At 50.4% G+C, this 18,148-nt stretch carries 27 protein-coding genes; all 27 read left to right on the forward strand.

The window, feature by feature from the left end; translation table 11 throughout:
* Window positions 1-30: 30 nt before the first annotated feature.
* The 27 genes from RFF05_RS01760 (at window position 31) to RFF05_RS01890 (ending at window position 18,114) form a co-directional block, all read left to right on the forward strand.
* On the forward strand, window positions 31-282 hold the full coding sequence (locus RFF05_RS01760) for a hypothetical protein (RefSeq protein WP_409968717.1): 252 nt from the start codon (window positions 31-33) through the stop codon (window positions 280-282).
* The gene (locus RFF05_RS01765) at window positions 275-1,549 is read left to right on the forward strand and encodes a PBSX family phage terminase large subunit (RefSeq protein WP_409968718.1); all 1,275 of its coding nucleotides are present in this window, start codon (window positions 275-277) and stop codon (window positions 1,547-1,549) included. The genes RFF05_RS01760 and RFF05_RS01765 overlap by 8 nt, the downstream gene beginning before the upstream one ends.
* Before the next feature lie 26 nt (window positions 1,550-1,575).
* Window positions 1,576-2,910 (forward strand): phage portal protein, encoded by a 1,335-nt coding sequence (locus RFF05_RS01770; RefSeq protein WP_409968719.1) that lies wholly within the window; start codon window positions 1,576-1,578, stop codon window positions 2,908-2,910.
* Between the two features lie 15 nt (window positions 2,911-2,925).
* Window positions 2,926-3,492, forward strand: coding sequence for a hypothetical protein (locus RFF05_RS01775; RefSeq protein ID WP_409968720.1), 567 nt, complete (start codon window positions 2,926-2,928; stop codon window positions 3,490-3,492).
* A gap of 59 nt (window positions 3,493-3,551) precedes the next feature.
* On the forward strand, window positions 3,552-4,649 hold the full coding sequence (locus tag RFF05_RS01780; protein WP_409968721.1) for a P22 phage major capsid protein family protein: 1,098 nt from the start codon (window positions 3,552-3,554) through the stop codon (window positions 4,647-4,649).
* A gap of 91 nt (window positions 4,650-4,740) precedes the next feature.
* Window positions 4,741-5,094 (forward strand): hypothetical protein, encoded by a 354-nt coding sequence (locus tag RFF05_RS01785; RefSeq protein WP_409968722.1) that lies wholly within the window; start codon window positions 4,741-4,743, stop codon window positions 5,092-5,094.
* 1 nt (window position 5,095) lies between these two features.
* Window positions 5,096-5,470 carry a hypothetical protein gene (locus RFF05_RS01790; protein ID WP_409968723.1) on the forward strand — a complete coding sequence of 125 codons (375 nt, stop codon included), beginning with the start codon at window positions 5,096-5,098 and terminating at the stop codon, window positions 5,468-5,470.
* A 37-nt stretch (window positions 5,471-5,507) separates the two neighbouring features.
* Window positions 5,508-5,924, forward strand: a complete 417-nt coding sequence (locus RFF05_RS01795; protein ID WP_409968724.1) for a DUF6838 family protein — start codon at window positions 5,508-5,510, stop codon at window positions 5,922-5,924.
* Between the two features lie 190 nt (window positions 5,925-6,114).
* The gene (locus RFF05_RS01800; RefSeq protein WP_409968725.1) at window positions 6,115-7,434 is read left to right on the forward strand and encodes a phage tail sheath family protein; all 1,320 of its coding nucleotides are present in this window, start codon (window positions 6,115-6,117) and stop codon (window positions 7,432-7,434) included.
* Window positions 7,435-7,447: 13 nt separating this feature from the next.
* Window positions 7,448-7,906 (forward strand): phage tail tube protein, encoded by a 459-nt coding sequence (locus RFF05_RS01805; protein ID WP_409968726.1) that lies wholly within the window; start codon window positions 7,448-7,450, stop codon window positions 7,904-7,906.
* Between the two features lie 59 nt (window positions 7,907-7,965).
* Window positions 7,966-8,370, forward strand: a complete 405-nt coding sequence (locus RFF05_RS01810) for a phage tail assembly chaperone (RefSeq protein WP_409968727.1) — start codon at window positions 7,966-7,968, stop codon at window positions 8,368-8,370.
* Window positions 8,370-8,516 (forward strand): hypothetical protein, encoded by a 147-nt coding sequence (locus RFF05_RS01815; protein WP_409968728.1) that lies wholly within the window; start codon window positions 8,370-8,372, stop codon window positions 8,514-8,516. The genes RFF05_RS01810 and RFF05_RS01815 overlap by 1 nt, the downstream gene beginning before the upstream one ends.
* A gap of 37 nt (window positions 8,517-8,553) precedes the next feature.
* Window positions 8,554-9,171: a hypothetical protein gene (locus tag RFF05_RS01820; protein WP_409968729.1), complete on the forward strand. Its 618-nt coding sequence runs from the start codon at window positions 8,554-8,556 to the stop codon at window positions 9,169-9,171.
* Window positions 9,168-9,821, forward strand: a complete 654-nt coding sequence (locus RFF05_RS01825) for a LysM peptidoglycan-binding domain-containing protein (RefSeq protein WP_409968730.1) — start codon at window positions 9,168-9,170, stop codon at window positions 9,819-9,821. Before RFF05_RS01820 ends, RFF05_RS01825 begins: the two co-directional genes overlap by 4 nt.
* On the forward strand, window positions 9,818-10,753 hold the full coding sequence (locus RFF05_RS01830; protein ID WP_409968731.1) for a hypothetical protein: 936 nt from the start codon (window positions 9,818-9,820) through the stop codon (window positions 10,751-10,753). The genes RFF05_RS01825 and RFF05_RS01830 overlap by 4 nt, the downstream gene beginning before the upstream one ends.
* Window positions 10,747-11,028 (forward strand): DUF2577 family protein, encoded by a 282-nt coding sequence (locus tag RFF05_RS01835; protein WP_409968732.1) that lies wholly within the window; start codon window positions 10,747-10,749, stop codon window positions 11,026-11,028. The genes RFF05_RS01830 and RFF05_RS01835 overlap by 7 nt, the downstream gene beginning before the upstream one ends.
* Window positions 11,025-11,426 carry a DUF2634 domain-containing protein gene (locus tag RFF05_RS01840; RefSeq protein ID WP_409968733.1) on the forward strand — a complete coding sequence of 134 codons (402 nt, stop codon included), beginning with the start codon at window positions 11,025-11,027 and terminating at the stop codon, window positions 11,424-11,426. Before RFF05_RS01835 ends, RFF05_RS01840 begins: the two co-directional genes overlap by 4 nt.
* Window positions 11,419-12,486 carry a baseplate J/gp47 family protein gene (locus tag RFF05_RS01845; protein ID WP_409968734.1) on the forward strand — a complete coding sequence of 356 codons (1,068 nt, stop codon included), beginning with the start codon at window positions 11,419-11,421 and terminating at the stop codon, window positions 12,484-12,486. The genes RFF05_RS01840 and RFF05_RS01845 overlap by 8 nt, the downstream gene beginning before the upstream one ends.
* Window positions 12,483-13,034, forward strand: a complete 552-nt coding sequence (locus RFF05_RS01850; RefSeq protein ID WP_409968735.1) for a putative phage tail protein — start codon at window positions 12,483-12,485, stop codon at window positions 13,032-13,034. Before RFF05_RS01845 ends, RFF05_RS01850 begins: the two co-directional genes overlap by 4 nt.
* Window positions 13,022-13,756: a hypothetical protein gene (locus RFF05_RS01855; RefSeq protein ID WP_409968736.1), complete on the forward strand. Its 735-nt coding sequence runs from the start codon at window positions 13,022-13,024 to the stop codon at window positions 13,754-13,756. The genes RFF05_RS01850 and RFF05_RS01855 overlap by 13 nt, the downstream gene beginning before the upstream one ends.
* 2 nt (window positions 13,757-13,758) lie before the next feature.
* Window positions 13,759-14,172, forward strand: a complete 414-nt coding sequence (locus RFF05_RS01860) for a tail fiber assembly protein (RefSeq protein WP_409968737.1) — start codon at window positions 13,759-13,761, stop codon at window positions 14,170-14,172.
* A gap of 12 nt (window positions 14,173-14,184) precedes the next feature.
* The gene (locus RFF05_RS01865; protein ID WP_409968738.1) at window positions 14,185-16,119 is read left to right on the forward strand and encodes a hypothetical protein; all 1,935 of its coding nucleotides are present in this window, start codon (window positions 14,185-14,187) and stop codon (window positions 16,117-16,119) included.
* A gap of 219 nt (window positions 16,120-16,338) precedes the next feature.
* Complete coding sequence (locus RFF05_RS01870; RefSeq protein ID WP_409968739.1) at window positions 16,339-16,659, forward strand: hypothetical protein; 321 nt, start codon at window positions 16,339-16,341, stop codon at window positions 16,657-16,659.
* Window positions 16,660-16,671: 12 nt separating this feature from the next.
* A complete protein-coding gene (locus RFF05_RS01875) occupies window positions 16,672-16,983 on the forward strand; it encodes a phage holin, LLH family (RefSeq protein WP_409968740.1) in 312 nt (103 codons plus the stop codon).
* Complete coding sequence (locus RFF05_RS01880) at window positions 16,980-17,192, forward strand: hypothetical protein (RefSeq protein ID WP_409968741.1); 213 nt, start codon at window positions 16,980-16,982, stop codon at window positions 17,190-17,192. Before RFF05_RS01875 ends, RFF05_RS01880 begins: the two co-directional genes overlap by 4 nt.
* Entirely contained in the window at window positions 17,189-17,587 is a 399-nt protein-coding gene (locus RFF05_RS01885) for a YcbK family protein (RefSeq protein WP_409968742.1), read from the forward strand. Before RFF05_RS01880 ends, RFF05_RS01885 begins: the two co-directional genes overlap by 4 nt.
* Window positions 17,588-17,736: 149 nt before the next feature.
* The gene (locus tag RFF05_RS01890) at window positions 17,737-18,114 is read left to right on the forward strand and encodes a hypothetical protein (protein WP_409968743.1); all 378 of its coding nucleotides are present in this window, start codon (window positions 17,737-17,739) and stop codon (window positions 18,112-18,114) included.
* Window positions 18,115-18,148 lie beyond the last annotated feature (34 nt).

An 18,148-nucleotide genomic window follows, 5' to 3' on the forward strand; every position in this document is an offset into this window, starting at 1 on the left:
AGAAGATAGCCTTGGAAAGGAGCTGTTTTTTTGAAAGATACACAAGCCAAAGCCACTGCAGATGTGGTTCTAGAGGAGTTGACCCATGTGGCGTTGGGCACCCAAGAATACCCCAGTTACGACAAAACGGGGGAAGCCATGTACCAAGCGCCGCCATTGACGGCGCGGCTACGCGCCTTGGAGCTGTTGGGAAAGCACCATCAGCTCTTTAGTCCCAGTGGTAAAAAAGAAGAGACTGGTGATGTGGGCTTTATCGACGATTTGGAGGGGGACGATGGATGAAACGCTGGACTCACAAAAAATTCCGTTATCGGCGCTGATTGCCCCCAGCTTTCATCCCTTGCACCGTGCCATTTCCAAAGGACGATACACCCACCACTGGCTCTCAGGCGGTCGTGGTTCCACCAAATCTTCCTTTGTCAGCTTAGAGTTAATTGTGGGCATGATGCGAGATGGTGATGCTGGCAAACAGACCCACGCTGTGGTATTGCGGCGCTATGCAGTGACCTTGCGTGAGTCAGTGTATGCCCAATTAAATTGGGCTATATACGCCTTGGGCGTGGGGCAACTGTGGAAGGCACAGCTCTCACCCATGTCCATGACCTACCTGCCAACAGGGCAGAAGATTATTTTTCGGGGCGCTGATGATCCTATGAAATTAAAGTCGCTGAAAATCGACGCTGGCTACTTTAAATATGCGTGGTATGAAGAGTGCAACGAATTTGAAGGGGAGGAAAAACTCCGCACCATCAATCAATCTATTTTGCGTGGTGGTGAGGACTTCGCCTTTTTCTACAGCTTCAATCCACCCAAGTCTAAATCCAACTGGTGCAATGTGTATGTGATGGAGCAACATCCCCAAACTGTTTGCTTGCACACCACCTATCGCACCGTGCCACGACAGTGGCTAGGAGAGCAGTTTTTCGTGGAGGCAGAGCATTTGCGAGACACCAAACCCAATGCCTATGACCACGAATATTTAGGGCTAGCCGTGGGCTGTGGGGAGCAGGTGTTTGAAAACATCACCCTGCGCCCCATCGCCCAAGAAGAGCGAGACAGTTTTGACCAACTGCGCCACGGTATCGACTGGGGCTATGCTGCCGATCCCTTTGTGTTCAACCAATGCCATTACGACAAAACACGGCGGCGGTTGTACGTGCTAGAAGAAGTCCATCAAGTGCGCTTGTCCAACCGCCAAGCAGCAGAGAAAATTGCACCCATTGCCCAGCACCGCCCCATCCTATGTGACAGTGCAGAGCCGAAAAGTATTGCGGAGCTAAAAGACTATGGCCTGCGGGTCAGCGGTGCCAAAAAAGGCCCAGATTCCGTTAGCTACGGCATCAAGTGGCTGCAAGATTTAGAGGAAATCATCATCGATTCTGCGCGCTGTCCCAACACGGCACGAGAGTTTTCTCAGTACGAACTGGCACGGGACAAGGACGGGAATTTGATGGCGCAATTTCCCGACAAAGACAACCATCACATCGATGCCATCCGCTATGCCTGTCAAGGTGACATGGGACGAACAAGCATGAAAGTTCTGGTTTAAATTCAACTATATAAAGGAGAAACACCATGGAAATGACCCAAACACAGCAAATAGCCATGCAAATGGCACAAGATGCCCCTTTGACCATGGCGGAAATTATCAGCCGAGAGGTGGCAACGTTTCTTGCCAGCGAAGGGTATCGAGAAGCCAAGGAAGCTGGACGGTATTATCAAAACCGCACCGCCATCCAGCGCAAAAACACCGACCTACAAGGGCGATCGAACACGCGTATCGAACACCCCATTTACAAGCGATTGGTTGACCAAAAACTACGGTATTTGTTGGGTAAGCCTTTTTTCGTCAGTGCTCAACAAGGGCGCTATTACAAGGCGCTAGAAGCCCTGTTTGACGATGGGTTTCGTCGCCGTATTCGACTCCTTGCTAAGTGTGCTATGCGTGATGGCATTGGGTATTTACAACCTTACATCGACGAAACTGGCTGTTTGAAATTTGCCAATTTGCCTGCCACCAATGTGATTCCCCTGTGGTCTGACAGCCAAGAAATGGTGCTCTCAGGGTACATTCAACTGGAAGAGCAGATGGTTTATCACGGGAAAAAGCCCAAATTGATTCGCCTTGCTGCCCTGTGGGACACCACTGGTGTGCAACTATATCAAGATGATGGGGATGGAAAATTTTATGCTGTAGGTGACTTACAACCCCATTTCTATTACGGTGATTTGCCTATGAATTGGGAGGCAGTGCCACTGGTGTATGTGCGCTATCACGATGACGGCTTGCCCTTGCTGCGCTATGTCAAAGAGCTGATTGACGACTACAATTTTCAAACCTCCATCACCGCGGACGCCCTGCGAGATGTTGCAAAATTCGTCTACATTTTGAAAAATTACGGTGGGGAAGACTTGAACCAATTCGTGGGTGAACTGCGGCGCAGTCTTGCCATTCAAGTGGACGAAGGCGGCGGCGTGGACAAGCTTCAGCCTGAAGTGGATGTGACAGGGGTGCTGTCTTTTTTAGATAAGCAGCGCCAAGATTTATATGAGTTTTCTGCCGCTGTAGACACCCGTGATTTGGGTGGCACGTCAGAATCTGCCAAGGCCATCGCCTTCCGCTATATGGATTTAGACGGCGATTGCCGTGATTTGGCTGGGGCGTTGGACGCCATGTTTGTCCATTTGAAGCCCTTTATTGACACATGGCTCACCGCCCAAATGGAAGGGAATTTTCAAGAAGAACCATTCCGTATTCTCTTTGATATGCACCTACCTGTGGACGAAAGTGACCGCATTGCAAACTTGGTTTCAAGCGCTGATTTCCTCTCGACACGCACCCTTTTGGAGCAACATCCTTGGGTGTCTAATGTGGATGCAGAGCTATCTCGCTTAGAAGCGACTATTTAAATGGAGGACGACACAATGGAAGAAATTTTGGAACAAGACCTGTTGGAACAAGAAGAGACCACGCCTGCAGATGTGCCTGTAGAGTTGAGCGAAGAACTGCCTGAGGAAGAAATTGCACCTGAAATGCAGGACGAACCCACCGCCCAAGCAAAACTGGAGGGCGTGGCCACTGCGCTGGCGCTCTACGGTGGCTCTGGAAACATTGACACCGTGGAAACGGAGTTAATCGGGGTGATGGAAGGGTTGCTAGAAGCCCACGTCCTTGAAGTAGAACAGAGCCGAAAAGCTGGGATGTTGACCTTTGCCTTAACCAACCTAGTCCATGACACAGGTGCTGTTTTGGCCATGATTGACATGGCAGAGGTGGATTTTGACCCCTATGACACAGGAAAACTACGGGATTTTTTAGAGCCAATTTACCAAGAAAAACCTTACCTATTTAAGGTTTTAAATCCTTTGCGTGGTGCCAATGTGGCTATGGGCATCGCAGGCAAAGCCGTGCCCACAAACAGAGAGCTAGGCGCCCTGACCATGGAGGAATACACCGCATATCGCACCGCCCAAGGGAGCGTATCTCGTTAAATGCAAGCGATATTGCGGACATTCAATATACAATTCATTTTGATAAGGAGACATGATTTATGAGCAACCAATATTTGACCCCTGATGTAATCGCAAGAGAGGCCTTGCTGGTTCTAGAGAACAATTTGGTGATGGCAAACCTTGTTCACCGTGACTACAGCCAAGAATTTTCCCAAGTGGGCGACATTGTTACTGTACGCAAGCCTGTGACCTTTACAGCTAAGAATTTCAACGGGTCTATCGACTGTCAAACCCCCACTGATGCCAGCGTGGCAGTGGAAATTGACCGCCACCGCGACGTGTCCTTCTCCGTCAGTGCCGCTGACTTGGAACTGGACATTGCAGACTTTAGCCGTGAACTAATTGCCCCTGCTATGCGTGCCATTGCACAGGCAATCGACGGCGATTTGCTCAACGAAGTGGCTAAGATTTCCGCCGAAGTGGAAGCCGATGACGAGGCTATCGATTTGAGTGACATTGCAAAGCTGTCTAAGACTTTGGATCTTTCCAAGGCACCTTTGGATATGCGCCGCTTGGTGCTGTGCCCCACCCATAAATACCGCTATGCCACCACTGACAACCTGAGCAAGGTCTCCAATGCTGGCGACGGTGAAACCCTGCGCAACGCAGAGCTGGGCAAGCTCTACACCATGGACACTTACATGGATCCCACCAGCCCTGAAAGCGCCGCCATTACCCCCGGCACTGCCACCGCTTATGCCATCACTGGCACCAAAGGTGCAACCTCTGTGGCACTGTCTGGTGTGGTACCCACTTCTGGCACCATCAAGGCTGGCGACTGCTTCATTTTGGACGGCTATCGCTACTATTTCACCGCTGATGCCACTGCCTCCTCTGGCACCATTGCCGCCGCTTCCATCGATTGCGAGCTGATGGACACCTATTCTGCCGCTGATGCCTATGTTGCCACCGATTGCCACTCTCTGGCCTTCCACCGCAATGCCATTGCCTTGGTGACCCGTCCTTTGGCACTGCCCATGGGTGCAGACAAGTCTGCCATTATGGAAGCCAATGGCATCGGCGTACGTGTAGTGTTCGGCTATGACCAAGACAGCAAAACCGACACCGTGTCTCTGGATGTGATTTACGGCATCCAAACCTTGGATGAATCCATGGCTGTTAAGCTGGTGGGCTGATTAAACCAAGGACGAAAAGTGAACCACTAAAAACTAGATTCCGTTGGGGAGATACCATCTCCCCAACGGAAATCGAGAGGAGGGATTCTCATTGGAATTGCAACAAACACAACACAAAGCATTGGTGGAACGTCAAATCCCAGCAATGGAAGAACTTTTGGGGCTGTCCACTCCTGACGGACGGACAGGGTTCGCCTTAGAAACTTCTTTGATGGAAATTTTGGCGTATATTCACTGCGACACCCTGCCAAAAGCATTGGAAAATACATGGCTTCTCATCACGGCCGCCCAGTCGAAAGAAGGCACATTCGATGCCAGCTTAGCGGTGAGTAGTTTAAGCCGTGGGGATGTATCCACCACCTTTACAACCCCATCCCAACGCAACAGTGACGGATTTTTTGGATACAAAGCCACCTTGGATGGTTATCGAAAGGTAAGGCACTGATATGAATGCACTGGAATTAACCACCAAAGCTTTGCTTGGCGACTTCGCAGAAAGTGGAAAGGTTTTTCGCTTTACAACCACTATCATTGATGGAATTGCTACGCAAGAGCTATCAATTTTATACGAAAACATCCCCTGTGGGCTCAACCGCTGGGGTAACCGCTTACGTCGCACAGGTAACAGTGGCTTTCAATCGTCTCACCAAAACATCGAATACGCCGCCGTGCTCTATTTGCCACTGGAATACGCTGTGTTTGCTGGCGATGTGGTGGACGTGACACAGCTAGGCGTAGTAACACGCTACGATGTGTTGGGGTGCGCCTCTCGCTATGCCACTCACCAAGAATTGTTTTTGGTGGAATGTACTTTGGCCTAAATTATTCCACCACACAAGGATAATAGGAGGTATTTTTTTGGACACACAACAGCTATTCATCGCCGTGGCTCAGGTGCTAGGCACCTTATTCCCCGACAGTCTTGTGTTTCAAGGCCCCATCCCCCAAGGAGCAGACGGGCAGATGCACATCGGCTTACGGTCGCTAACCCAAACACACCAGCTAGGCAAACGGTTTTACCGCAAGGTAACCCTTGAAGTGCGGTATTTTTTGGCCACCCGTGACGATGCCAAGTACATGGCTTGGGGCGAAACAATGTTAGACGGTCTGCGAACATTAGAAGGGGATGACTGGCAATTACCAGTGATAAACCCCACCATTTCCGTGGATGAAAGTGGTCTGTATTGCAGTTGCAATTTCAATGTGGAACTGTATTTCCGCGAAACTGGGGAAACGGCAGAGGTCATGGAAAAACTCTACTATACCATTCTCTAAAACCCTCGCAAGAGGGTCTGGGCGAAGCCCAGAGGGGCGGAACGCCCCTTAGAGAAGCCGTCACGCTTTTTCTACGCCCAAAGGGCGCTCTGGCTTTTGCCAGAGCAATGGCGAAGCCATGTGGAAAAACGTACACCCAACAACTTTCCTATGGGGAAGCTTAATTTTTATGAAAGAAAGGTGACTAAATATGTCTATCGGAGGCGGCACATTTACTGTGCAAAACAAAACCTTACCCGGTACTTATATCAATTTTGTCAGCCAAACTTCCACTGTGAGCACAGCGGAACGGGGTATTGTAGCCCTGCCATTGCCCCTGCATTGGGGGCCTGAGAAAACCTTAATGACCATCAACTCTGATGAATATTACGACAAGGCGCTGTCCATGTTGGGCTATGGCTCAGTGGATGAGAACCTATTGCTGATTCGCCAAGCCTTGACCCACGCAACCACGTTGCTTCTCTACCGCGCAGACGTGGGTGGCACCAAAGCCTCAGCCTCTATCACAGGACTAAGCGTCAACGCCAACTACACGGGCATCCGTGGCAATGATTTGAAAATTGCTGTGGTGACAAATGGTGATGATCTGGACGTGGTAACCTATTTGGACGGTGCAGAAGTTGACCGTCAAACCACCGACTCTGACGGTGTTGGCTTGGCGGCCAACGACTATGTGACCTTCGCTGTCACCGCTTTGTCTGCCGTGGCTTCGCTGCCTTTGACTGGCGGCCTAGACGGGGAGGACACCACCCAATCTTATGCAGATTTCTTGGCTCTTCTGGAGCCTGAAACCTTTAATGTGGTGGGGTATGCTGGCACAGACGTCAGCGTGAAAGCCTTGTTTGTTGCCTTTGCCAAGCGCCTTCACGACGAAGAAGGGAAGAAAATTGTGGCGGTCATCAGCCAATACACCTTGGCAGATTCCATTGCAGTCATCAGCGTGGACAACGGCGTGATTCTCTCCGATGGCACGGTGATTGCCGCCAACGATGCTGTCTGCTGGGTAGCAGGCGCCTCTGCTGGGGCTGAAATCAACGAAAGTCTCACCAACATGGCCTATGACGATGCCGTGGACGTGGATACCAAGTACACGTCTAGCGGTTATGAGGCCGCCTTAGAGGCTGGGCAATTTGTGTTCTATCTCCAAAGCGGCACTGTGCGCGTGCTCTCTGATATCAACACCTTGGTTACTTTTTCTACCGATGTTAGCGAAGATTGGACCAGCAATCGCGTGGTACGTGTGATGGATGGCTGGGCCAACGATGTGACCCTGATTTTCACAGAGCGGTATCTGGGCACCCAAACCAACAGTGCCACGGGTCAAAGTTTGTTTAAGGCAGATTTGGTTACTTTGGGCAAGCAATATGCGTCCATTGATGCCATTTCTGACTTCTCCGCTGACGATATTGAGGTGGGGCAAGGGGATGGCAAACGCGATTTGCTAGTCAGTTGTGCCCTGACCCCCAACGACAGCATGGAAAAGCTGTACATGACTGTCAACGTACAATAAGGAGGGAATCATTATGAACGTATTACACGCCAAGGACACCATTTCTGGCAAAGAAGGGGTGGCCTATGCCAAAATTGATGGCAACAATGAAGAATTGTTTTTCGCCAAAGCCATCACCGCCAGTGTGAAAAAGACCAAAAGCCAAGTCACTGCCATTGGCAAACGGATGGTGGGTCATAAAACCAGCGGTGGGGAAGGCACAGGCTCTATGACACTATATCTGCTGACACCTTTATTCCGCCAATTGCTCAGCGATTGGAAGTCCTCTGGTGCCGACACCTATTTCGATTTGGTCATTGAAAACGACGACCCCAGCTCCAACGCTGGCAAACAGGTGGTGCAGCTCATCGATGTAAATTTGGATGAGACGTTGCTGGCCTATTTGGACGGTGACAGCGATGACCCTTTGGAAGAGGAAGTGAAATTCACCTTTGAGGATTTTGAAATTCTCACCGCCTTCACCCAAATTTAATTCAACTTAATCTATAGGGCAGGTGTGCTGGTCACACCTGCCCCAACAAAGGAGATTGTATGAGTCATCTAATGGAATTTTTGTTAGGGCGAAGCACCGATTGCAATGTAGTCACCGAGGTGGCTCTACAGGGCTTTCCCCAACCATTTAAGATTAAAAGCATTTCTGAAGCGGAACACCGTCGGTTACGAGAAACCTGTCAACGGTCGTATTTAGACCCAAAAACCCACCAAAAAGTGACAGAAACCGATGTAGATTTGCTAAACAATCGGATGATTGTGGCCTGCTGTGTGGACCCCAACTTCAAAGATGCTGACATTCAAAGTCGCTTCGGCATGAAGGGTGGCGAGTTTTTGGTAGAAACCTTGCTCAAGCCCTTTGAGTATTTGGATTTGCTGTTGGCTGTACAGGCAGTCAATGGCTGTGGCGACATCAATGAGGTGCGAAACGCCGCAAAAAATTGATGGAGGAGGGGGATGGGGACGCCCTGTATGCCCACTATGCCCTCCACCATCTTGGTATTTTACCCAGTACGTTAATGGCTTTGCCGTTGCAGGAGCGCGGCTTCATCTATGCCTCCATCGACAGAGCCTTGGCTCAGGGCGTATAAGGCGGTGTAAACCGCTACGAGAAAAGGAGTGAACACCATGCCCACATCTACAGAAGACGGATTTGTTTTGGCGCTGGCGCGTATGTATCAGCTTAGCCGCGCCATCTTATGGCAAACCCCACGCACCCTCTCACCACCCATTTGGCCTGATACCACCACCCCCAGCGTCAAGCCACAGGGAGTGCCACCCAATATTAGCAACACCCAATCGGTGTCAACAGCCACCAACCAACTGATTAGCACCCTAGAGCAACTGACGCAAAACAATTACAACAACCAATCCTCACGGGCGCGCACAGCCTTCACCACGGTGACCCAACCCCAAGGGACAAATCAAAATAGTAGCCATAAAGTGTACCACGGGGGCAACACAACCACCTATCATACCCCTGCTACCCAGCTTTCACAACCTGTCACCACCACACAGAATCAGTGGGTGAGCGCCCCAAATACCGTGACACCCACACCATCTTTAACCCACCACAACGTGAACACTTCTTCCCAAAAATCTGCCCAGACCTATGTGACCGTCAGTCCCACCATCCATCTGCAAACCACCATCCGTGAACAGGCAGACTTGGAGGCTTTGGTGACAAAGCTGAACGGAATTTTGGAAGAAGAACTGGCCATCAGTGCAGAAAGGGCGTACACATGAGCTATGGTTTAAAACTAACCACCCAAGGCGGCAGTGTATTCAATTTCCCTGTTCTGCCTGAAAAAATCCAAGTAGAATCTCAAGGCAATCACACCACCGTGTCAGTAATTGGCGTGGGAGAGGTGCTACAACTTGGTGGTGCTACCTTACAAAAAATCACCTTTAACAGCCATTTTCCCAGTCGTGAGGCACCTTATGTGTCCTCCTTATCCAACACGCCTATGGACTGCGTGTCCTTTTTAGAATCTGCCCAAGCCAGTGCCTTGCCCCTGACCTTACAGCTCAGTGGCGGTGCTTTGGAATTGAGCCAAACGGTGGGCGTTGAAAACTTCACCTATTACGAGCAAGGCGGCGACGTGGGGGATGTATATTTTTCTTTGACGCTACGGCAATGGCGGCTTCACAGCGCCAAAACCCTAACCCTTACCTCTGATTCCACTGCCGTGGAAGACACCACCGCCACACGCACCGAGCCAGAGGTGTCGTCCAACGTGTATTACACCGTGGTCAGTGGGGATTGCCTGTGGAACATTGCCAAATCTCATTACGGTGACGCCACCAGATGGAGCGACATTTACGCCGCCAACAAAGAGGTAGTGGGTTCCAATCCCAACTTAATTTACCCCGGACAGGAGTTGTTGCTACCATGACCTTGTGCTATTACGACGGCACCACCGCCTATCATATCACCGATTTAATCACCAGTGCCCAGTGGGAAACCAAGCGCACTGGCAGTCCCAGCAAGCTATCCATTTCTGCCTTGCTGGACAGCCAGTTTTCATGGCAATTGGGCTCTGTGGTGACGTTGCAAACCGAAGATAGCGACCTATTTTATGGCTATGTATTTTCCGTCACCTTAGAAGAGAATAAAAGTGTGAGCGTGGTGGCCTATGACCAGATGCGGTATTTGAAAAACAAAGAAACTTATGTTTTCACCAACCAACGAGCCGACCAAATCATCGCCCAAGTCTGCCAAGATTTTGGCTTGCAAGTGGGTACCCTGCCAAACACTGGCTACATGATTCCCTCGCTGGTAGAAGACCAGACATCCCTGTTTGACATCTGCCTTGGTGCCTTGGAAGAGACCTTGAATCAAGGGGGTGGACGGTATACTTTGTGGGATGATTATGGCATTTTACAGCTAAGCGAAGTGACAAGTGGTTCTGCTTTACTGGTTCTTGGTGACAGCAGTTTAGTCACCAGCTATAGCCATCAGCAATCCATCGACGAGGAAACCTACAACCGTGTGGTGGTGAGCCAACAAGATGGGGACAGCCGCATAAAATATATTGCCGAAGCCACCGATAACCAATCCGTTTGGGGGCTGTTACAGCTGAGTCAAAACGCCACAACGGCCACCAATGACCCCCAAGGTTTGGCGGATTCCTTGCTCAGTCTATACAACCAAGCCAGCCAAACTGTGACTTTAAAAGCCATGGCACAACCGACCCTTCGAGCTGGGGATGTGGTACAGGTATCCATTGCGGATGCTGGCTTAGAAACCACCTGTTTGGTGGAGGAAGTGGTGCAAGATTTGTTCCACCAAACCATGACATTGAAAGTGAGTGTGTACCCATGTTAGAGCAAATGCGAGCCATAGCCCAACAAACCAACCAAGCTGCCGTGCCAGCCCAGTTTATGTTTGCCACTGTGACAGCCTTATCGCCACTGACAGTACAGGTGGACGACCGCTTTTATCTCAGCGCACCAGCCCTGATCGCCTTGGCCTCTCATACCCACGAATATGCACAGGGCGACACCGATGTAAACACCCCTCTAGAGCTGGGCGATAGTGTAGCAATTCTACGGAATTTAGGGGGACAATCCTATTTATTGTTAGGGAGGGTGCGTCTATGACACCAACCACAGTGACCACCACCGCCAGCCAAATCATTACACAAGACCAATTGCCGTCGAAAACCTATGCCATCGACTGGGACAACAATCAAATCTCTGGCTTTATCGATGGACAAGAGGCGGTGATACAGGCCATGAAGAAGATTTTGCAAACCGATCGCTTTGCCCACTTGATTTACTCGTGGCAATACGGCATGGAATGGAACAATGAGGACTTGATGGCCAGCCGTGTCACCGCCTTACAAACTGCCTTGAACCAAGCCCTGTGTCAAGATGCTCGCATTTTGTCCATCACCAATGTATCGGTGGAGAAAAGCAGTCGCAAAGCCATCCATTTAACCTTCACCGTAACCACCATTTACGCCACCACAACACAGGAGGTGACCACCTATGTATGAGACCAAAACCTATGCGTCAATTTTGAGCGATTGTCTATCTACCATTTCCGCGGATTTAGACACCAGAGAAGGCTCTATCATCTATGATGCCTTGGCACCAACGTGCGCCCAGCTTGCTATTTTTTACACCGAACTATCCACCTTGCTAGACCGTGCCTTTCCTGACACTGCCACTAGTGACGACCTTGATCGCAAAGCAGCAGAACGGGGTATCGCCCGTGAACAGGCCACCTATGCCCAGTACCAAGGCCTGTTTTTAGATGGCAGTGGAAATACCTTTACATCTATTGAAGGAAGCCGTTTTTCTGGTGGTGGAGTCAACTACACCCTCACCGACAGCGCCAATGGTATTTTAACCGTGGAAACGGCAGGGGATGTGACCGTCAGTGCTGGCACCACCTTGCTTCCTTTGGAATATCATGCTGATTTAGCCAGCGCCACCTTGGGTGCATTGTTGATTTCTGGGGCAGAAATCGAAGATGATGACACCTTGCGTAGCCGTTATTTCGCCTCGTTTGAAAGTCAAAGTTTCGGGGGCAACATTGCCGACTATCAAAGCCGCACCCAAGCCATGGATGGGGTGGGTGGTGCTAAAATCATCCGTGCTGCCAGCGGTGGCGGCACAGTGGAGGTGATTTTGGTGGGCAGTGATTGGGCGGTGGCCAGCGATGCGTTGGTATCCCAAGTGCAAACCGCCTTAGACCCCACCCAAAACCAAGGCGATGGTGTGGGATTAGCCCCCATCGGCCACACAGTCACCGTATCTTCTGCCCAAGAATGTAGCATCAGCGTTGGCGTATCGCTGACCCTAGATGATGATACCTCATGGGCCAACTTAGAATCAGAAATCACCCAAGTCATCCAAGACTATTTTACCACCTTGACGGAAACTTGGGCCAATACAGATAATCTTATTGTTCGCATCAGCCAAATCGAAACCCGTTTGCTAGAAATCAATGGCATCATTGACATTGAAGGCACCACTTTGAATGATTTGGCAAAAAATATCACCCTTGAAGCAGACGAAATCCCCACCCTTGAGGAGGTGAGCGCCCTATGAGTATAGGGTATTTAGCCTATTTGCCTAGCTTTTTAGCTGACTTACAAGAGTTGCAAGCACTGGGTACAGCAGAAGATGTGGTGATGACCGAGACGGAAGACACTTTGCGCAATGCTGGTGACCATTTTTATGTAGAATCCATGCCAGCCGACACCTTGTCTCGTTGGGAAAGTATGCTTGGTTTGGCCTCTGGCAACGGCATCGACTTAGTGGACAGGCGCTTTCGTCTGCTCACCTATATGATTTCCCAAACCCCGTTTACCATAACCCGATTGGGGGAATTGCTGGCTGATTTATGCGGCGAAGATGGTTATAGCGTGGCTTTGGTTGACAAATATACCTTGGTGGTGCGAGTATCTCTCACTTCACGACTTTCCTTTTCCTCCGTGGTATCCCTGTTAGAACGGGTGGTGCCAGCTAATTTGCTCTTAGACACCAGTTTGCTCTACAACACCCATGAATTTGTTCAATTGGCAACCCACAGCACATTATCACAGTATACACATCAATCCATCAAAGAAGAGGAGCGTGTCTCATGGCAACTTTAACAACAAATTTAGGGCTAACCAAGCCTTCAACCACAGATTTTTACGACATTGGTGTACAAAATAACAATCTTGATCTGCTGGACACTGCCATTGCAGGCAAGGCCAATACCGTACATATCCATCCCATTTTTGCCACCTGTGCAACAGCGGCCGCCACCAAAGCCAAAACCATCACACTGACAAATTTTGCTTTGGAATCAGGGGCTATGGTGGTGGTGACGTTCACCAACGGTAACACCAATGCCGCCATGACTTTAAATGTCAATTCCACTGGCGCCAAATCCGTTGTCTGGCAAGGTAGCACGTCTCTGGGCTTCACCATTCTCACTGGCAAAACAGCCACCTTGGTCTATAACGGCACCTATTGGGTGATGCTCTCTTGCGACGACTTTATGTACCCTACCATGAAAATGGAAGCCATCACGTACACAGGCACAGGCTCTACGAGCAAATCGCTGACCTTTTCCATCACCCCTACTGTTTTAACGGTTGCCAGCGAAAGCTACTATGGTGGCACGGTCTATCCTGTTTTCCTCCAAGAAGGCACCGCTGTCGGCTGTTTCACATACATGATGGATGATGAAAACTGGATTGCTTATTTTACACGCTCTGGGAAAACCGTTTCTTGGACTTGCTCCACTGGCTGGGATAATAGCTACGATATTCGAGGGGCTATGAATGTAGACGGCAACAAATACATTGCAATTGCATGGGGGTATTAACTATGAATATTATCACAACCACGGAACAATTCAAGCACATTCAATCTTGGAACGCTCCAGAGATCCCCCAAGGCTATGCTTTGCTAGACGACAGCGTGGATACAGCCCTCTTTTATCAATACAACGGCTGTGTAGACTTAACTGTAAAGGATAATACCGTTACAGCTATCGCGCCAAATGTAACCGCTTGGAACACTTGGAAAGCCACCCAACCCACCCAAGAAGAGACCTTGGCCGCAGACGCCCGTAACACCCGAGACAAGCGACTCACCGCCTGTGACTGGACACAGGTAGGGGATTGTCCCTTGGATGAGGCCACCAAAACCGCATGGCAAACCTATCGCCAAGCCTTGCGCGATGTGCCCAATCAAAGCGGATTTCCCAATGATATCAACTGGCCTGAGATGCCAGACTAAGGAGGAACGGTTATGGAATTACGAGTTGAAAACCAACGCATCATCACCGACCTACCGCTCATCGCCTCTGACAGCATTGCCTTTGTGAGCCTCCACTTCACCTTTGATGACAGTTGGAACGACCTCACCAAGGTGGCGCAGTTCACCCAAGGCAACACCACCTATAACGTGGTTCTGGCAGACGACAGCGGTCATCTGCCAGCAGAAATCGTCAGCGGTCATCTATCCATCAGCGTCTTTGGGCAGGGGGCGGATTCCTCTGTCCGCGCCACCACAGCACCGCTGTACATCTCTGTTCGTAAGTCGGGCTTTGTAACTGATGGGGACACCCCAATCCCACCCACACCAGACCTGTATAGCCAACTGTTGGCACTAGTACCCCAAGGGCTCCCCGGTACCGATGGTGCCGACGGCGCAAGCGCCTATGAAGTGGCGGTTGAAAACGGCTACGAAGGCACCGAGTCTGACTGGTTGGATAGCCTCCAAGGCGAAAAAGGTGACACGGGTGACCAAGGCATCCAAGGTGAAAAGGGTGACACTGGTGCCCAAGGCATCCAAGGCGAAAAGGGTGACACGGGTGACCAAGGTATCCAAGGCGAAAAGGGTGACACGGGTGCCGCTGGCGCAGATGGTCAAGATGGCACCAACGGAACCAACGGAACCAACGGCACGGATGGACAAGATGGCGCCGACGGTGCCTCTGCCTACCAAGTGGCGGTGGCCAATGGCTTCACAGGAAGCGAAAGTGAATGGCTGCTGTCCCTCAAAGGTGCTGACGGTGCCGATGGTCAAGACGGTGCCCAAGGTGCCAAAGGCGACACTGGCGACACTGGCGACACAGGCGCTACTGGTGCCGCTGGCGCAGATGGTCAAGATGGCGCTACAGGTGCCACGGGCGCTAGAGGTGCCACAGGTAGCGACGGACAAGACGGCGCCACAGGTGCCACTGGTGCCACTGGCGAAAAAGGCGAAAAGGGTGACACCGGCGATGCCTTTACCACCCAATGCACCTATGCCAGCGTGGCGGCTATGGAAGCAGGCTATGCCACCGACGGCGTGGCCGTTGGCGGTTACGTCATCATTTCCACCAGCGACATGAGCGACCCAGACTACGGTAAGGTGTACCAAAAGGGTGACACGGCCTATACATATGTCATCACCATGGCTGGCGCGAAAGGTGACACGGGCGCCACAGGTGCCGCAGGTAGCGACGGTCAAGATGGTGCTGATGGCACCAACGGCGCAGATGGTGCCAGCGCCTATGACATCGCCGTAGACAATGGCTTCACTGGCAGTGAAGCGGATTGGCTCTTATCGCTCAAAGGTGCTGATGGTCAATACGGTGCTGACGGCGCAACGGGTGCTCAAGGCGAAAAAGGTGACACTGGTGCAACGGGTGTCCAAGGCGAAAAAGGCGACACTGGTGAGCAAGGCATCCAAGGTGAAAAGGGCGACACTGGCGCTGCTGGTTCGGATGGCCAAGATGGTGCAGATGGTGCCAGCGCCTATGACATTGCCGTAGACAACGGCTTCACTGGCAGTGAATCGGAATGGCTCCTATCCCTCAAAGGTGCCGACGGTGCCGCTGGCCAAGACGGCGCTGACGGCGCAACGGGTGTGCAAGGCGAAAAAGGTGCCACTGGCGCTACTGGGGCTACTGGCGCACAGGGGGCAACGGGTGCCGCTGGCGCTGACGGTGCTGATGGTGCGGACGGTGCTGATGGGTTGACCACCTCTGTGACAGTCAACGGCACGACATACACACAAGTCGATGGCATCATTAATTTGCCCGATTATTCAACTGTGGATACAGCTCAAATGGACTTCACGAATGCAAGCCTAGGAGGTGCCATGGTGGTAGGTTATTATGGTGACGAAATGACTTTACAGGAGGCGCTTAATCAGCTTTATGAGAGTTTCGACAGCCTGGCACCTATGCCTTCTTGAGGCGAGTAATCTATGTGTAACTGGTAACGTTGAAATATTGCTGGATTGGGAAACGATGGCTAGTGGTGAACATCCAACTATGGCAGAGTATTGCTACTACTATATGTTCCAAAACTGCACTGCTTTAATCATACCACCAAGTATGCCAGCCATCATGGAACATGAGCTAGCGTAAAGATACAATTTACAATTGCAACACAATGACAGAAAGGGTCTCTTATGACAAATATTGAAGTGGTGGAAAAGCTGACAGAAGTGGAAAGTCGAGCCAAATCCAACACCCATCGATTGGACAAGCTTGAAGCCCAATCCAATGCCATCCACAATTTAGCCACCTCCGTCAGTGTCATGGCGGAGGGACAAAAACACCAAGGCGAAACCATTGACCGCGTGGCAAGTCAAGTCCAAAACTTGGACAGCAAACTTGATGTGTTAGAAAAAATTCCAGCTCAGAAGTGGGGCATATTGGTAAAAGCTAGTCTCACCGCCGTGGCCTCTGGCCTAATTGGTTATATGTTAGCCAATATTGGTATTGTTTAAAGGAGAACAACTATGAATTATACCCCTATTTTAGAAGCAGTTATCACCTTAATTGCAACCGTGATTACAGTATATCTCATCCCATTATTGCAAGCCAAAACCTCTGCCCAAGAGCAAACTGTCATCAGCCAATGGATTGACGTTGCCGTGGCGGCAGCAGAGCAACTATGTGACACTGGCCTCGTAGACGATAAGCTAACGTACGTGGAGAATTATTTAGAAAGCCTTGGGTTTAGCGTCACACGAGAAGAAATCGAAGCCAGCGTTTATTGGCTTGGTGATGCCATTGCCGACGCCCTGTCCCAAGAGGACGATATAGAATGAAGGTAATGAACCTAGCATTACTGGTGGTGGCGGTGGTGCTCATTGCCTACACCACCACCGCGCTGTACCTGTTTTATACCACCAGCGCTGAACCCTCCACCTTAACCACCTGTGTGTTTGCTGTGTGCGGCTGTGAATGCGGGGTCATGGGTTGGATTAAAACAGCCAAAGAAAAAAAGTCTACCCAACAAAAGGAGAACCAACTATGAGTGTATCAGTCAACGGTTACATTAAGTCTACCAACGGTAGCACCAAGCTATCTACCAATTTCTCTGTCAGTGAATTTGCCTGTAACGATGGCAGTGAAGCTGTCTTTGTGGCACCTGCACTGGTGACTATTTTACAGAAAATTCGCACCAATTTTGGAACTGCAGTGACCATCACCTCTGCTTATCGCACCCCAACATATAACACCAAGGTGGGCGGCGTATCCAACAGCCAGCACGTGCTGGGCACCGCTGCCGACATTGTGGTCTCTGGTGTCACCCCAGCTACAGTGGCGGCCTATGCAGAAACCTTACTGCCAAACACAGGCGGCATTGGCATCTACTCCAGCTTCACCCATGTGGACGTACGAGAAACCAAAAGCCGTTGGAACGGCTAAACACTGCTCAAAGCAAGGGAAATGAAACCATTTCCCTTGCTTTTTTTATGGATTTTGGGTATACTAAACACAGTAGGGAAGGGGGTGTTAAAATAGATATTCTAGACATTGCTATTTTTATATTCATCCTCATGGAAAGTGCCAATATAGTGATTTTATACTTCTTTCCAGACAGCAAGTTGGGAAATGGTGTGGCTGTATTCAACCCATGGTTTCATGCCAAGAAAGACCCCCACTTCGCCTTATTTGTCAGTTATCTAGTCAACTGGGTGGCAGGATGCAAACTGATTTTCATTGTGCTCTTGACGGTGATTTTAGCGCTAGGCAATCAAGCCACCAAGATAGGGGCTGTCGCTGTGATGATTTTGTCTATCGCCACCTACTTTTGGCGGTTACACCCCATTATCAAAGCATTAGACAACAGGGGAGAAGTGACCCCAAAAGGCTATTCTAAAACCTTATTTACCATGATAATCGGCTTTATCACCTTATTTTCTAGCGCCTTACTTGTATATTTTTTCTTATGACGTATACTGGATAAGCCGTGCCCCATAGACTGGG

Source organism: Bengtsoniella intestinalis, from assembly GCF_039719005.1.
Classification (GTDB): Bacteria; Bacillota; Clostridia; order Oscillospirales; family Oscillospiraceae; genus Oscillibacter; species Oscillibacter intestinalis.